This window comes from Gryllotalpicola reticulitermitis (assembly GCF_042651345.1).
In the GTDB taxonomy this organism is placed as follows: Bacteria; Actinomycetota; Actinomycetes; order Actinomycetales; family Microbacteriaceae; genus Gryllotalpicola; species Gryllotalpicola reticulitermitis.
In genome coordinates this window covers 490,022-505,486 of sequence record NZ_JBHSCN010000002.1, presented here as the reverse complement: position 1 = coordinate 505,486, position 15,465 = coordinate 490,022, and the positions used below count along the sequence as shown (strand labels likewise).

Genomic DNA, 15,465 nt, shown 5'->3' with positions numbered 1-15,465 from the left:
CGCCCGGGGCGCGGTCGCGCAGGCACAGAAAGACCGGGCCGCAGAACGCCTCTCGGCGCGTGGCCGCTCGTAGCGGCAAAAGTTGGAGCCCGGGGTTACTGCGGCCCGGCGTGAACGAGCTTAACAGAGAACGCTCCCGGGCAGGTCCCGGGAGCGTTCGCGTGTAGCGGAGAGCAGACGGCCTATCCGAAACGGCCCGACACGTAGTCCTCGGTCGCCTTCACCTTCGGCGTCGAGAAGATCACGTTGGTGTCGTCGTACTCGATGAGGTGGCCCGGCTTGCCGGTGCCGGCGATGTTGAAGAACGCCGTCTTGTCGCTGACGCGCGTCGCCTGCTGCATGTTGTGCGTGACGATCACGATCGTGTACTCGGTCTTGAGGTCCTCGATGAGGTCCTCGATGGCGAGCGTCGAAATCGGGTCGAGGGCCGAGCAGGGCTCGTCCATCAGCAGCACATCGGGCTTCACCGCGATCGCACGGGCGATGCAGAGTCGCTGCTGCTGGCCGCCGGAGAGACCCGAGCCCGGAAGTCCGAGGCGGTCCTTGACCTCGTTCCACAGGTTCGCGCCGCGCAGCGACGACTCGACGAGCTCGTCGGCGTCCGACCTGGAGATCCGCGTGTTGTTGAGGCGCACGCCGGCCAGCACGTTGTCGCGGATCGACATCGTGGGGAAGGGGTTGGCCCGCTGGAACACCATGCCGACCTGGCGGCGCACGAGCACCGGGTCGACGCCGGGGCCGTACAGGTCGTTGCCGTCGATCAGCACCTCGCCCTTCACGTGCGCGCCGGGGATGACCTCGTGCATGCGGTTGAGCGTGCGCAGGAACGTGGACTTACCGCAGCCGGACGGCCCGATGAAGGCCGTGACCGAGCGCGGCTCGATGTTGATCGAGACGCCTTCGACGGCCAGGAACTTGTCGTAGTAGACGTTGAGGTCGTTGACTTCGATTCGCTTGGACACAGGAATCCGTTTCGTGTTTTCGGGTGGCTTAGCGCAGGCCCTTGGGGGCGAACAGGCGGGCGATGAGGCGGGCGATCAGGTTGAGGATGACGACGAGGATCACGAGCAGGAGCGCCGCGCCCCACGCCGAGTTGTACGAGCCCTGGATGTCCGTGCTCGGGAACTTGTAGCCCGTGTACGCCATGACCGGCAGCGTCGACATCGCGTTCTCGAACGGGTTCGAGTTGAAGTTGTTGGTGAACGAGGCGGCGACGAAGATCGGCGCCGTCTCGCCGATGACGCGGGCGATGGCGAGCATCACGCCGGTGATGAGGCCGCTGATCGCGGTCGGCAGCACGATGCGGGTGATCGTCACGAACTTGGTCGTTCCGAGGGCGTAGGAGGCCTCGCGCAGGTCCATCGAGACGAGCTTCAGCATCTCCTCGCTCGAGCGGACGACGATCGGGATCATCAGCACGCACAGGGCGATGGCGGCGGAGAAGCCGCTGAACGCCTTCGGCCCGAGGAGCAGGGTGAACAGCGAGAACGCGAACAGACCGGCGACGATCGAGGGGATGCCTGTCATCACGTCGACGAGGAAGGTCACGGTGCGGTTCATCCAGGCCTTGGGCCGGCCGTACTCGACGAGGTAGACCGCGGTCAGAATGCCGATCGGCACGCTGATGACAGTTGCGATGCCGGTGATGATCAGCGTTCCGACGACCGACTGCCAGGCGCCGATCGTGGTCGTCACCTTGAGCGTCTGCGCGTTGAAGCCGGTGCTGCCGGTCTTGAACACGAACGACGGGTCGAAGGCATCCGCCGCGCCGCGCAGGATCACCTCGAGGAGGGTCGAGATCAGCGGGGCGATGGCGAGCAGGAACGCGATGACCACGACACCGCGCACGATGCGGTCGACGGCCTTGCGCCTGTTCTCGACGACGGAGGAGATGATCCCGACGAAGAGCAGATAGACGATCGCCGCGAGGACGACCCAGCCGACGACGTTGAAGCCCACGATCGCGAGCACCAGGCCGGCGACGATGAGGGCCCCGAGCAGCGAGTACAGCTCGAACAGGCGCGGCAGCTGGCCGCTCGTCAGTGCGTTGGCCCGGCGCTTCGGAGCAGGCGCGTTCGGGATGGCGGTCGCGGTCATTCGCGAGGTCCTTCCGTCGGGGTGGGCGGCAACCCCTCAGGGTGGGCCGACGATGCGTGGGGGTGCAGGGCCTCGAGGGGGCCTGCCGAGTCGTCGAGGGCGAGGATCGAGGTCGCGTTCACGGGGGGCAGCTTCTTCGCCTTGCGGCCGCCGCCCGTCCTGCCGGTGCGGCCGATGATGAAGCGAGCGGCGAAGTTCACGATGAGCGAGATGACGAACAGCATGAGGCCGGTGCCGATGAGGGCGTCGCGCTGCAGCGAGTTCGACTCCGGGAAGTTCAGTGCGATGTTCGCCGCGATCGTCTGCGAGTTCTGATTGTCGGTGAACAGCCGCAGGGAGAAGATCAGCGCCGGCGACATGATCATCGCGATGGCCATCGTCTCGCCGAGCGCACGGCCGAGGCCGAGCAGGATGGCGCTGAGCATGCCGCTGCGGGCGTAGGGGAACACGGCGAGGCGCACGGTCTCCCACTTGGTGGCGCCGAGCGCGAGCGCCGCCTCCTCGTGCAGGCGCGGGGTCTGCAGGAAGATCTCGCGAGTGATCGAGGTGATGATCGGCAGGATCATCACGGCGAGCACGACGGATGCCGCGAACATGGTCGAACCGGTCGAGCTCGGTGTGCCGCCGAACAGGGGGAACCACCCGATGTGGTGGTTGAGCCAGGTCTGGAACGGCAACAGGAACTTGCGGATCGTGAAGATGCCCCAGAGGCCGAAGATGATCGACGGCACCGCGGCGAGCAGATCGACGAGGTAGGCGAGCACGCCGGCGACGCGACGGGGCGCGTAGTGCGAGATGAAGAGGGCGATGCCGATGGCGACCGGGCCGCCCATCACGAGGCCGATGAGGGCCGACCAGACGGTGCCCCAGATCAACGGGAGCGTGTACGTCCAGAAGTCGGCGTGGTTCGCCGTCGTGCCGCCGGCCAGGGCGCCCTTGCTCCAGTCGGCGGTGATCGCCGGCAGTGCCTTGACGATCAGGAAGATGGCGACGCCGGCCAGGATGACCATGATGAGCACGGCCGAGCCTGTGCTCAGGAATTTGAAGATTTGATCGCTGGGCCTGGCCTTCGCGCTGATCCGGCGGGCCTCGGGTGTCGGGCCGGACTTCTTAGCGGAAGAGCCCGGCGCGCCTGCACGCTGACCCAGGGCAGCAGTGGACTCAGTCACGGGATGCTTCTCGTTCCTCGTCAGGGGGAGTGGGGGGTCTCGCTTTATTGTGCGACGGCCGGGCTATCGACTGATAGCCCGGCCGTCGCGATTTGTGCCGAACTTACTTGACGTCAGCCAGCGACTTGGTGATCTCGGCGATGATCGACGCGGGCAGCGGAGCCGCACCGGCGTTCTGCGCGCCGACCTTCTGGCCGGTGTCACTGCCGATGAAGCCGAGGTAGGCCGCGGTCAGCTTGCCCTGGGTCGAGTCCTTGAAGGTCTTGCAGAGGACGTCGTAGGAGAGCAGCGGGATCGGGTACGCCGACGAGTCGGTGATCTTCGTGTAGTCGAGCTTCTTGGTCAGGTCGTCCGCGCCCTGCGACGCGTCCTGCGCGGCGGCCTCGAAGGCCGCGGTGGCGCCGGCGGCCGAGTAGGACGAGAAGTTGCTGCCCGAGGTGCCGACCTGGATGGCGGCCATGGTGGCCTTGCCGACTGAGCTCTGGTCCGCGTAGCCGATGGTGCCGCTACCGGCCTCGACGGTGTTCACGACGCCCGAGCCGCCCTGCTGGCCGGAGCCGACGCTGTTCGGCCATGCGGTGCCGGGAGCGCTGGTCCAGTCGGTCGGGTCGATCTGCGACAGGTAGGTGGTGAAGTTCGCGGTCGTGCCCGAGCCGTCGGAACGGTGGACGACCGAGATCTTGAGGCTCGGCAGGGTGACGCCGGAGTTGACGGCCTTGATCTTGGCGTCGTTCCAGTTGGTGATCTTGCCCGAGAAGATCTGGGCGAGCAGCTGGCCGGTCAGGTTGACCTTGGGGTCACCCGGGAGCTTGTAGATGATGCCGACGCCCGAGAGGTACACGGGGATGTTGAGGCCGCCACCGGTGCCGCAGCTGGTCTGCGCCTGGGTGAACTGGGCCGGGGTGAGCGCCGCGTCGGTGCCGGCGAAGTCGTAGCTGCCGCTCAGCCAGTTGGTGACACCGCCACCGGAGCCCTGCGACTTGTCGTAGTTGATGGTCACGCCGCTGGCCTGAGCCTTGAAGGCAGCGCTCCAGGCGGCCTGGGCGTTGGCCTGAGCGGACGAACCACCCGCGGTGATCGTGCCCGAGAGCGAGCTGTAGTCGACGCTCGGCGCAGAGGACGGCGAGCTGCTGTTGGTGCTGCCGCCGCCGGACCCGCCGGACCCGCTGTTGCTGCCTGAGCAGGCCGAGAGCGCGAGAGCGGACACCAGCGCGATTGCGCCGGCGGCCGCCACGTTCTTGAGCTTCACTGTGTTCCCTTCGGAATGAATCGGCTCGCCTCACGCGCGAAGAGTTCGGGTGCACGCGAGGCATGGGTCGGTGCTGACCCCCGTGTGACGCTAGGTGGGGCGTCTGACGCGGTTCTTCCTCGTACGTAAACGGGAGGTGAACGGAATGCGAATGGAATGGTGCATTCCGGGTGTCCGCGCGGTTTCTCGGCCGGTCAGAGAGCGCAAAGCTCTAGAGCGGGTTGTGCGTCTCGATGGCGAGAATGCCGGCGGACGGATGCTCGACCGACAGGTGCACGATCGAGAACGCGGCCGGTTCCAGGCTCGCGGCGGCACGAATCCGATCGCCCATCTCGCTCCCCGCCGCGTAGGCGAGCTCCCGCAGAATGTCCGGCAGCACGGGGCGGTGGCTGCACAGAATGGCCGTCTTCGCTGATGACACGCGCTTGGCGACGACCGCCTCGATGTCTCCGGCGCCGTCGTCCCAGGCGTCCTGGCTGATGCCGGGCTCGTAGCGCACCTTGCGATCCGCGGCCCGAGCGAACGGCGCGACCGTCGACGCGCAGCGCACCGCCGGCGAACTGATGACGCGTCGCGGCGACCACGCTCTGAGCGTCGTGACGATGCGCTGGGCCTGCTGCAGCCCACGAGCGGCGAGGGGCCGCTCGGCGTCCGAGCCCTTCCAGTCGCTGCGCGCAAGAGCCTTGGCGTGCCGCAGCACGATCACGCCGAACGTCGAGCCGCCGGCTTCGGCGTGAATGCGCTCGAACTCGTCGAGCAGGGCGCTGTCGTGCTCGTAGCTGAGCGCGACCTTGGCCTTGGCGAGCGGCATCCAGTGCACGGCGTCGACCTCGGCGTTGGGGTGGAAGCGGGATGCCTTGACGCCGGCCTCCGTCACCTCCGCCGTCCAGTAGTGCACGACCTTCTCGCGGCCGTGCGCGACCTGGTAGCGCGTCTGCGAGAGCGGCACGCCGAGCGTGACCGACAGGCCGGTCTCCTCGCGGACTTCGCGGACGGCGGTCTGCGGCAGCGTCTCGCCCGGATCGACCTTGCCCTTGGGCAGCGTCAGGTCGTCATAGCGGGGGCGATGGATGACGAGCACGCGCACCTCATCGCCGATGAGCCGCCAGCAGACCGCGCCCGCGGCCAGTATCGTGGCGTCGCTCACCGGCGCACTGCCGCACGCGGACGGTGCGAGATCTGGTACATCAGCCGGTCCTGCATGTCGACGAGCGGGGCGCCCGACGCATCCGTCGAGTGCCGTGTCCACGACCCGTCGGCCCCGAGCGACCACGACGAGGTCTCATCGCTCATCGCGAGATCGAACAGCGCGCTGAGCTCTTCGATGTGCTCGGGGCGCGTGAGCCGCACCAGGGCTTCGATCCGGCGGTCGAGGTTGCGGTGCATCATGTCGGCGCTGCCGATGTAGATCAGCGGGTCCCCGTCGTTCACGAAGCTGAAGATGCGCGAGTGCTCGAGGTAACGACCGAGCACCGACCGGACGCGGATGTTCTCGCTGTACCCCTCCTGGCCGGCCTTCAGCCCGCAGATGCCGCGCACCCACACGTCGACCGGCACGCCGGCGCGGCTCGCGCGGTAGAGCGCGTCGATGATCGCCTCGTCGACCATCGAGTTGACCTTGATGCGGATGCCTGACGGCTTGCCCGCCTCGGCGTTCGCCGTCTCCTGGGCGATGGCCTTGAGCAGCCCCTTGCGCAGGTGCAGCGGCGCGACGAGGAGTCGCTTGAACTTCTTCTCGATCGCGTAGCCCGAGAGCTCGTTGAACAGCCGCGTCAGGTCCTTGCCGACCTGGTCGTCGGAGGTGAACAGACCGAGGTCCTCATAGATGCGGCTGGTCTTCGGGTTGTAGTTCCCGGTGCCGACGTGGCTGTAGTGCTTGAGCTGGCCGCCCTCCTGGCGGATCACGAGCGCGAGCTTGCAGTGCGTCTTGAGGCCGACGAGCCCGTAGACGACGTGCACGCCCGACTTCTCGAGCTTGCGCGCCCATTCGATGTTGTTCTGCTCGTCGAAGCGCGCCTTGATCTCGACGAGGGCGAGAACCTGCTTGCCGGCTTCCGCGGCGTCGATGAGCGCCTCGACGATCGGGCTGTCGCCGCTGGTGCGGTACAGGGTCTGCTTGATCGCGAGCACGTCGGGGTCGCGGGCGGCCTGCTCGAGGAAGGCCTGCACGCTCGTCGCGAACGACTCGTACGGGTGGTGGACCATCACGTCCTGCCGGCGCAGCGACGCGAAGATGTCGGGCTTCCCGTTCGGCTCGAGCGGCTGCAACTGAGCGGCGGTGACGGGCACGTGCGGCGTGTACTTGAGCTCGGGCCGGTCGATGCGACCGAGGTCGAACAGGCCGCGCAGGTCGAGCGGCGCCGGCAGCCGGTAGATCTCCTGCTCGGTGATGTCGAGCTCGCGCACGAGGAGGTCGAGCGTGACCTCGTCCATGTCCTCGGCGACCTCGAGCCGGATCGGCGGCCCGAAGCGGCGGCGCAGCAGCTCCTTCTCGAGCGCCTGGATCAGGTTCTCGGTCTCGTCCTCGTCGATCTCGACGTCTTCGTTGCGGGTGACGCGGAAGACGTGGTGCTCGACGACCTCCATTCCGGCGAACAGCTCGTCGAGCTGATTCGCGATCAGGTCCTCGAGCAGGATGTACCGCACCCGGTCCGAGCCGCCGCCGTCGATGCGGATGAAGCGGGGAAGCACCGTCGGCACCTTGAGGCGCGCGAACTGCTCCTTCTTCGTCTTCGAGTTCCGCACCCGCACGGCGAGATTGAGCGACAGCCCGGAGATATAGGGGAAGGGGTGGGCCGGGTCCACGGCGAGCGGCATGAGCACGGCGAAGATCTGCTTCTGGTACAGCTCGCGCAGGGGCACGCGCTCGTCCTCGCTGAGCTCGTCCCATGAGGCGAGGGTGATGCCCTGGTCGCGCAGCAGTGCGCGCACCTCCTGGAACGCGCGGGCGTGCCGCATCTGCAGCTCGTGGGCCTTCGCCGAGATGTCGGCGAGCACGTCCGCCGGCGCCTTGCCGGTGTTGGTCGGCACGGCGAGCCCGGTCATGATGCGCCGCTTGAGGCCCGCGACGCGCACCATGAAGAACTCGTCGAGATTGCTCGCGAAGATGGCGAGGAAGTTCGTGCGCTCGATGAGCGGCAGGTTCGGGTCCTCCGCGAGCTCGAGCACCCGCTGGTTGAACGCGAGCCAGCTCAGTTCTCGGTCGATATAGCGGTCGCGGGGCAGCGTCGCGTCATCACCCGGGTTCCACGGCACGAAGTCGTCATCGAGAGTGTCGGGTCCGAGATCGCTGTCGACCATGGTGTCGCCGTCCATGCGCCCTATCTTCACACGACGCACTAACGCGGGGTGAACGACCGGGAATACTGCACGTGCACGGATTCGTCGACGAAGCCGAGAGAGCGGTAGAGGTGCACGGCGGGTGAGTTGTCGCCCTCCACGTAGAGCTCGGCGGAGCGGAATCCGCGCTCACGCAGGTGCGCGAGACCGGCCGTCATCAGGGCACGGCCGAGACCACGAGCGGATGCCTCGGGCGCCACCCCGATCACGTAGATCTCCGCAGTCTCATCTATTCGGGCGGCCCCGCCGCCCGGAGGGGTCGCGCCTGCCGGGCTATCTATTCGGGCGGCAGAGCCATCGGCCTTGAGCCAGTTGTAGCCCACCATGCGGCCGGTGTCGTCCCGCGCGACGAGGAAGTCGTCCGCGCGGAACCACGGCGCACGCATCCGATCATCGAGATCGCTCTGCTTCACACCGCCCTGCTCGGGGTGGGCTGCGAACACCCTCGCGTTGAGCGCCAGCCACTCCGCGTCGTCCGTTCCGGGCCGGAACGCGCCGATCGTGGCCGGGCCGGCCGCGGCCGCCAGGTCGACCCCCCGCAGCTCGTCGAGACGGAGGTGCAGCAGCGTCCGGGTCGCAGCGAAGCCGAAGCGATTGGCGAGGGCTCTCGCAGCGGGGTGGTTCTCGTGCGACCACGCCGTCAGAGGACCGTCACCGGCCCGGGCGAGCAGCTGCTCAGCAGCGCTGCGGCCGAACCCCCGGCCGCGGAACTCGGGCGTCACGTCGAGGTCGAGGGACTCCGCGCCGAGCACCGCACTTCCGACGACGTCGCCGCTCGCGGCGTCACGCAGTTCGTAGAGGCGGCGTCGGCCGGCCGCGACGTCGAAGCCCGTCTGCTCGTCGAACGGCGCGAGCAACTCCGTCGATGAGGCATCCGCGTCGATCAGCCGGGCCGCCATGCGGGCTACTGGCCGTCTTCGACGTCGTTGAATCTGTAGCCGACGTTGCGGACGGTTCCGATCAGGGATTCGTTGTCGCCGAGCTTCGCGCGCAGTCGCCGCACGTGCACGTCGACCGTGCGGGTGCCGCCGAAGTAGTCGTAGCCCCACACCTCGGAGAGCAGCTGCTCGCGGGTGAAGACGCGGCTCGGGTGCGTGGCGAGGAAGCGCAGCAGCTCGAACTCCTTGAAGGTGAGGTCGAGCGGACGGCCGTGCACCTTCGCCGAATACGAGGCCTCGTCGATCGTGACGCCCGAGGCCTGGATCTTGCTCGACGCCGAGTCGGTCGTGCGCCGGTCGAGCGCGAGGCGGATGCGGGCATCGACCTCGGCCGGCCCCGCGTCGGTCAGGACGACGTCGGCGACGCCCCAGTCGGCATTGACGGCGGGCAGCCCGCCTTCGGTCACCACGAGCAGAATCGGGGCAGCCGAACCCGTGGTGGTGAGGATCTTGCACAGCGCCTTCGCGCCGGCCAGGTCACGGCGCGCGTCGATGATCACGACGTCGCTGCTCGGCGCCGTGACCAGCGAGGACGCATCGGCAGGAATCACGCGGCCGCGATGATTCAGCAGACTGAGCGCAGGCAGCACGTCCTGATCCTGCGCGGATGTCAGGATCAGTAATTGCGCCATACGACCTCCACGAGTTCGGGTTTGCTGGGAATCCTATCGGAACGTGCCTGAGTGAAATTCCCGAGGGCAGTCGATGGCCGGCTGGCGGCAGAATGGCCGCATGACGGAGGAAGCGCTGCCCCGGGTCGCAGCGAGGGGCACAGTGTCGGCCGTGTGGGGCTTCGCGCTCGTCGCCGCAGTGCTGATCGCCGTCTTCTCCAACGAACACTATGACGGTGCGTGGCTCGGGCTGGCGCTCGGAGCATCCGTCGTGCTCTCCCTCGTCATTCAGATCGCGACGCAGGAGAAGCGCGGGTTCGTCTCGCGCCTCGCGTCGTCGGTCAGCGGCGCGCTCATCATCCTGGCCATCGCGACCGGAGTGATCTATCTGATCCATTGAGACGCTTCAGGCGGTGCGTGACCTGGCAGCTCGCACATGATCGATTAGGTTTGAGGCATGCTTCTCACGCTGGAACTCGTGTTCATCGCGCTTCTGTGCTTGGCCGGGCTGGCGATCGCGGGCACCGCGGTGCTCGTGGTCTACAACCTGTTCCGCGGCCAGCACTGACGCCCGGGCCTGCCATGATCGAGCTTCCCGTCGGCGTGCCGGCAGAGCTCGTGCCACTGTCCTGGCTGATCGGCGTGTGGGAGGGCACCGGCGTGCTCGACTACAAGATCGGCGACGAGCACGTGCAGCGCGAGTTCGGGCAGCGCGTCAGCTTCAGTCACGACGGCCTGCCCTACCTGAACTACAACTCCTCCAGCTGGGTGCTCGACGACGAGCATTCGCCACTGGCGGCCGAGACCGGGTACTGGCGCCTGTTCCGCCCGCAGACCCCCGGCGACCCCGGGCCGGGCATGCTCCCCGGCGAGGGCGCGCGTCCGTTCACGAACGCCGAATCGGTCGAGACGCTGCGCAACGATGCGGGCGGATTCGACATCGAGGTCGCCCTCGTGCACCCCGACGGCGTCTCAGAGGTCTACCTCGGTCAGGTGAAGGGGCCGCGCATCGACCTCTCGACCGACGCTGTCATGCGCACCGCCGGTTCCAAGGACTACGCGGCCGCCACCCGCCTCTACGGTCTCGTCGAGAGCCACCTGCTCTGGGCGTGGGACATCGCCGCACTCGGGCAGCAATTGCGCACGCACGCGTCGGCGCGACTCGCGAAGGTGGACTAGCGGATGCCTGATTCCTCACTGCCCGATGCAGACCCGTCGCCGTTCGCGGCGCTTCCGGGTGCTGTGCGCGTGCTCGACGGCCCGGACGCCGGCGCGGTCTGGCACTACGGCAATCCGGTCGGCGAGCAGCGCACGCTCGAAGCGGGGCGTGCGGTCGTCGCCCTCGAGCAGCGCGCCGTCCTCACGGTCGGTGGTTCCGACCGGCTCAGCTGGCTGAACTCCATCACGAGCCAGAACCTGCTCGGTCTGCGCGAGGGCGACTCCAGCGAGACTCTTGTGCTCGACCCGAGCGGCCGGATCGAGCACGCCGTGCGGGTCGTCGAAGACGGCGATCGGCTGTGGCTCATCGTCGACCGCACGGAGGCGGAGTCGCTGCTCGCGTTCCTGAACTCGATGCGGTTCATGCTGCGCGTCGAACCCGAAGACGTCAGCGACCGCTTCACGGTCATCGGCTCGACGGCACCGCTCTACGCGGTGGCCCGCGCCGTGCCGCAGCCCGCGGACGGTTCCGCTGCGCAGATCCGCCCCGGGCGGTCCGCGTCCGAGCAGCACGAGGCGGATCGCGACAGCGCGAGCGCGACACCACACGTTGCCGAGGAGCCGGTGCGCACCGTGGTGTGGACCGACCCCTGGTCGCACGTCGCCCTCGGGGGCCACCAGTACGCGCCCGACGACCACGACTACTCGACGTGGAGCTGGTACGAGACCGTGGTCACACGTGACTTCGCGGCGGGGCTCGCGGCCCGCGCGGCATCCGGTCTCCTCTCCGTCGCCGGCGCCGGCGCAGCCGAGGCGCTGCGCATCGCCGCGCGCCGGCCGCGAGTCGCGACCGAGGCCGACGAGCGGTCGATCCCGCACGAACTCGACTGGCTTCGCTCCGCGGTGCACCTCAACAAGGGCTGCTACCGCGGGCAGGAGACGATTGCCAAGGTGCACAATCTCGGGCACCCGCCGCGCCGCCTCGTCCTGCTGCATCTCGACGGCTCCGACGCGGTGCTGCCCGCGGCGGGCGACGAGGTCGTCGCGGGTGACGCGGTCGTCGGCCGGGTGACGTCGAGCGCGATGCACCACGAGCTGGGCCCGGTCGCGCTCGCCGTGGTGAAGCGCTCCACCGACCCTGCGACCGAACTCCGCGTGCGCAGCGACGGCACCGAGATCGCCGCCGCCCAGGAGATCATCGTTCCCCCCTCAGCCGGTGCTTCAGCCGACGTGCCGCGCCTGCCCAGACTCGGCGCGGTGACGCGCCCGCGTCCGAACGCGTAAGGGCGGCGCGGGGTGAGGGGGGCCGTCGCGTTGTGGCTTCGTGCCTCGACGCGACGGCTTGCCGAATCGTCGCCCGCCATCGCCCAGATCGTCGTCGCCGCGATGGCGGGGTACGCGTTCGCGCACTGGGTGCTCGGCGAACCGACGCCGCTGCTCTCGATCACGGTCGCGGTGGCGTCACTCGGGTTCAAACGAGACGCGCGTCCCGTCCGCGTGCTGCGCACCGCGGTCGGCATGACCATCGGCATCCTGCTGTCCGAGATCGCCGTACACCTCTTCGGCGTCGGCTTCTGGCAGCTCGCGCTCATCACAGCGGTGACGCTCGCGGCGGCACGCTTCTTCTCGGCCGAGCCGGGGTTCGCGGCGACGGTCCTCGTGCAGGCGATGCTCGTCGTGCTCGTCCCGGCCCCCGTCGGCGGACCCTTCGTGCGCACCCTGGACGGCGTGATCGGCGGCGTGGTCGCCCTGCTCGCCACGGTGCTGCTGCCGCGCGACCCGCGCCGCGAAGCGACACGCGCCGCGAAGGACTCGCTCGACTCGTTCGTCGAGGTGTTGCGCATGCTCGGCACGGCGCTGCGAGATGGAGACATCGCCCAGTCGGCGCAGGCCCTCGACCTCGCGCGCACCTCGCAGGCGCCGACGGACGCGTGGGCTTCCAGTCTCGACTCCGCACTGTCGGTCGCGCGCATCTCGCCGTTCCTACGGCGCTACCTGCCCGAACTCGAGACGCAACGCACGCTGCACGCCTCGATGGACCTCGCCTGGCGCAATCTGCGCGTCGTCGCGCGCCGGGCCGAGTACCTGCTCCGGGACGGCGTCGCGCGCCCGGCGGTGGCCGACATCATCACGCAGCTGGAGACCGGCGCGCAGCTGTTGAGTGACAGCTTCACCGACGTCGAGCAGCGGCCCGCGGCGCGGGCGATCTTCGTCGCTCTCGTGCGCCGCCTCGATCCGGAGGTCGTGATGCCGACGGGTACTGCCCGAGACAAGGGCATCGTGATGGCGCTGCACCCGCTCCTGGTCGATCTGCTCTGCGCGACCGGCATGGCGCAGTCGGACGCGCAGCGACTGCTCCCCGCCCTGTAGCTCACTGCGCTGCCACCGTCGCCCACGGCACCGTCACCTCGCCGAGGCGCCACCGGGTGCGCGTGCCGAGCACCGGCCAGCCGTCGGTGCGCAGCGACTCGATCGCACCGATCCAGCGCTGCTGCACGCCGTACGGCGCCAGAACGGATGCCTTCCGCCACGCGCCGTCGAGCGCCGAGAGCCACGCGTGCACCGGCTCGCCCGGCACATTGCGATGGATCAGAGCCTTCGGCAGGCGTTCCGCGACGATCGACGGCGAGTCGAGGCCGGCGAGTCGCAGCGAGACAGTGAACCGCTCAGGCCCGGCGGGGGAGAGGTCGACCCAGGAGCACACCCGGCCGAGCTCGTCGCACGTGCCCTCGACGAGCAGGCCGCCGGGTGCGAGCCGGGTGGTCATGCGCGCCCACGCGTCGGCCACCTGCGACTCGTCGTACTGCCGCAGCACGTTGAACGCACGGATGACGGTGGCCGCCTCGCCCGCGGGGAGCGGCACTTCGAAGCCGCCACGGGCGAACCTCACGTCGAGGTCCGGTGGGAACGACGTCTGCGACGCGCGCACCGCGGCGAGCTGTGCCTCGGCGACCGCGACGCGTGCCTGATCGATCTCGAGACCGAGCACTCGGACATCCGATCGCACCGCCGCAAGGCGCGACCACAGTTCGAAGCTCGTGACGCCGCTCGCCCCGAACCCGAGGTCCACGACGAGCGGCCGCTGCGCCTTCGTGAACTCGGGCCGCGCTGCGATCCAGCGGTCGACGCGGCGGAGCCGATTCGTGTTGGTCGTGCCCCGAGTGACCGAGCCCACCGGCTTCGCGGGGGTGGTTGAACGGGGCATGAAACAAGTATCCAGAGCGCGAGCGGCGGCATCGCGCTCGCTAGGCTGGAGCCATGAGCGACGCGCCCCACACCCTGATCCTGTTGCGCCACGGCCAGAGCGAATGGAACGCCACGAACCAGTTCACGGGCTGGGTCGACGTGCGTCTCACCGAGCAGGGCGTCGCCGAGGCGAAGCACGCCGGTGAGCTCATCAAGCAGGCCGGCCTGGCCCCCGACATCCTCTACACCTCGCTCCTGTCTCGAGCGATCCAGACCGCCGACTTCGCGCTCGACACGGCCGACCTACTGTGGATCCCGGTGAAGCGCAGCTGGCGCCTCAACGAGCGTCACTACGGCGCGCTGCAGGGCAAGGACAAGGCGCAGACGCTCGAGGCGTTCGGCGAAGAGCAGTTCATGACCTGGCGCCGCAGCTTCGACGTGCCGCCGCCCGTGCTCGCCGATGACGACCAGTACTCGCAGGTCGACGACCCGCGCTACGCCGACATCGACGGCGAGGTGCCCCGCACCGAGGCGCTCAGCAATGTGATCGACCGCTTCCTGCCGTATTGGCACAGCGACATCACGGCGTCACTCGGCGAGGGCAAGACCGTTCTCGTCACGGCGCACGGCAACTCCCTGCGCGCGCTGGTGAAGCACCTCGACGGCATCAGCGACGCCGACATCGCGGCGCTCAACATCCCGACCGGCATCCCGCTCGTGTACGAGCTCGGTGCCGACTTCATGCCCCTCGGCCCGGGCGAGTACCTCGACCCCGAAGCCGCTGCCGCGGGCGCTGCCGCAGTCGCCGCCCAGGGCAAGAAGTAGGGATCAGCCGCTGCGCCGATGGCGTGAGCGGCGTTATTGCTGCCCGCGGCGGGGCAGCGCTCGCTAGACCGAGCTGTCGTCCGGCACCCAGTCGCCGGTCGCGAGGTACTGCACCTTCTTCGCGATCGATGCGGCGTGGTCGCCGAAGCGCTCGAAGAATCGCGACGCGAGCGTGACGTCGACCGTCTGCTCGGCCTCGCCCTGCCAGTCGGGGCTGAGCACCGCGTCGAAGACGCCGGCGTGCAGAGCGTCGACGGCGTCGTCGCCCTGGATGAGCTTGTCGGCGAGCTCGACGTCCTGCGTGCGCAGCAGCTGGTCGAGCAGTTCCGCGATGTGGATGTCTTCGGCCGCCATCTGCGTGAAGGTGTCGCGCAGGCTCTCGGGGGCCACGTGATCGGGGTACCGGCGCCGGGTGAGCTGGGCGATGTGGCGCGCGAGGTCCCCCATGCGCTCGAGCGACGCGCTCATGCGCAGCGCGCTCACGACGATGCGCAGGTCACGCGCGACCGGGTTCTGGCGATAGAGGATCTCGATCGAGAGCTCGTCTAGTTCGACCGCGAGCTCGTCGATGGTCGGGTCGGCTGCAATGACCTTGTCGGCGAGTGCGACATCAGCCGAGTTGAACGCGGTGGTGGCGTCGCGGATCGAGTCGAGGACGAGCTCGGAGATCTCGACGAGGCGGTCCTGCACCTCGGCGAGCTCCTGCTGGAAAACTGCGCGCATCGGGCCGTGCTTCCTGGTAGGTGGGTGGGCACACGTCACAGCGGCACAGGGAGGCCGCTAATTGCGTAGCCATCCTCACGGCGTGCGGTGAACGAACGGTGCCCAATTTCTGAACAGTGTCTAAAGTAGCGTCCGCCTGGCCAGCGGGCGAGGCCGCGTGCGCAATCCGG

General features: G+C 68.7%; 15 protein-coding genes. 5 read left to right on the top strand and 10 right to left on the bottom strand.

What is annotated here, in order from left to right; genetic code table 11:
* Positions 1–182: 182 nt before the first annotated feature.
* From pstB to ACFOYW_RS02890, 8 genes are all read right to left on the bottom strand, one after another.
* Positions 183–962 carry a phosphate ABC transporter ATP-binding protein PstB gene (gene pstB / locus ACFOYW_RS02925; RefSeq protein WP_390227131.1) on the bottom strand — a complete coding sequence of 260 codons (780 nt, stop codon included), beginning with the start codon at positions 960–962 and terminating at the stop codon, positions 183–185.
* Positions 963–990: 28 nt separating this feature from the next.
* The gene (pstA, locus tag ACFOYW_RS02920) at positions 991–2,097 is read right to left on the bottom strand and encodes a phosphate ABC transporter permease PstA (RefSeq protein ID WP_390227130.1); all 1,107 of its coding nucleotides are present in this window, start codon (positions 2,095–2,097) and stop codon (positions 991–993) included.
* Positions 2,094–3,245 carry a phosphate ABC transporter permease subunit PstC gene (gene pstC, locus ACFOYW_RS02915; protein ID WP_390227360.1) on the bottom strand — a complete coding sequence of 384 codons (1,152 nt, stop codon included), beginning with the start codon at positions 3,243–3,245 and terminating at the stop codon, positions 2,094–2,096. The genes pstA and pstC overlap by 4 nt, the downstream gene beginning before the upstream one ends.
* A gap of 124 nt (positions 3,246–3,369) precedes the next feature.
* Positions 3,370–4,515 carry a substrate-binding domain-containing protein gene (locus tag ACFOYW_RS02910; RefSeq protein ID WP_390227129.1) on the bottom strand — a complete coding sequence of 382 codons (1,146 nt, stop codon included), beginning with the start codon at positions 4,513–4,515 and terminating at the stop codon, positions 3,370–3,372.
* Positions 4,516–4,726: 211 nt separating this feature from the next.
* A complete protein-coding gene (locus tag ACFOYW_RS02905) occupies positions 4,727–5,662 on the bottom strand; it encodes an NUDIX hydrolase (protein ID WP_390227128.1) in 936 nt (311 codons plus the stop codon).
* Positions 5,659–7,830, bottom strand: coding sequence for an RNA degradosome polyphosphate kinase (locus ACFOYW_RS02900; protein ID WP_390227127.1), 2,172 nt, complete (start codon positions 7,828–7,830; stop codon positions 5,659–5,661). Before ACFOYW_RS02900 ends, ACFOYW_RS02905 begins: the two co-directional genes overlap by 4 nt.
* A gap of 23 nt (positions 7,831–7,853) precedes the next feature.
* Entirely contained in the window at positions 7,854–8,753 is a 900-nt protein-coding gene (mshD, locus tag ACFOYW_RS02895) for a mycothiol synthase (RefSeq protein WP_390227126.1), read from the bottom strand.
* A 5-nt stretch (positions 8,754–8,758) separates the two neighbouring features.
* Entirely contained in the window at positions 8,759–9,424 is a 666-nt protein-coding gene (locus tag ACFOYW_RS02890; protein WP_390227124.1) for a winged helix-turn-helix transcriptional regulator, read from the bottom strand.
* Positions 9,425–9,524: 100 nt separating this feature from the next.
* On the opposite strand from ACFOYW_RS02890, the gene ACFOYW_RS02885 reads away from it, so the two are divergent.
* The 4 genes from ACFOYW_RS02885 to ACFOYW_RS02870 all read left to right on the top strand — a co-directional run bounded on the left by ACFOYW_RS02885 (position 9,525) and on the right by ACFOYW_RS02870 (position 12,931).
* Positions 9,525–9,803, top strand: coding sequence for a hypothetical protein (locus ACFOYW_RS02885; RefSeq protein ID WP_390227123.1), 279 nt, complete (start codon positions 9,525–9,527; stop codon positions 9,801–9,803).
* 182 nt (positions 9,804–9,985) lie between these two features.
* The gene (locus ACFOYW_RS02880; RefSeq protein ID WP_390227120.1) at positions 9,986–10,582 is read left to right on the top strand and encodes an FABP family protein; all 597 of its coding nucleotides are present in this window, start codon (positions 9,986–9,988) and stop codon (positions 10,580–10,582) included.
* 3 nt (positions 10,583–10,585) lie between these two features.
* A complete protein-coding gene (gene ygfZ / locus ACFOYW_RS02875; protein ID WP_390227118.1) occupies positions 10,586–11,845 on the top strand; it encodes a CAF17-like 4Fe-4S cluster assembly/insertion protein YgfZ in 1,260 nt (419 codons plus the stop codon).
* A gap of 12 nt (positions 11,846–11,857) precedes the next feature.
* Positions 11,858–12,931 carry an FUSC family protein gene (locus ACFOYW_RS02870; protein WP_390227116.1) on the top strand — a complete coding sequence of 358 codons (1,074 nt, stop codon included), beginning with the start codon at positions 11,858–11,860 and terminating at the stop codon, positions 12,929–12,931.
* 1 nt (position 12,932) lies between these two features.
* Here ACFOYW_RS02870 and ACFOYW_RS02865 read toward each other — a convergent pair whose 3' ends face one another.
* Positions 12,933–13,766 (bottom strand): class I SAM-dependent methyltransferase, encoded by an 834-nt coding sequence (locus ACFOYW_RS02865; RefSeq protein WP_390227114.1) that lies wholly within the window; start codon positions 13,764–13,766, stop codon positions 12,933–12,935.
* Between the two features lie 53 nt (positions 13,767–13,819).
* Here ACFOYW_RS02865 and ACFOYW_RS02860 point away from each other — a divergent pair, with 53 nt between their 5' ends.
* Entirely contained in the window at positions 13,820–14,572 is a 753-nt protein-coding gene (locus ACFOYW_RS02860) for a phosphoglyceromutase (RefSeq protein ID WP_390227113.1), read from the top strand.
* 63 nt (positions 14,573–14,635) lie between these two features.
* Here ACFOYW_RS02860 and phoU read toward each other — a convergent pair whose 3' ends face one another.
* Positions 14,636–15,295: a phosphate signaling complex protein PhoU gene (gene phoU, locus ACFOYW_RS02855; protein ID WP_390227111.1), complete on the bottom strand. Its 660-nt coding sequence runs from the start codon at positions 15,293–15,295 to the stop codon at positions 14,636–14,638.
* Positions 15,296–15,465 lie beyond the last annotated feature (170 nt).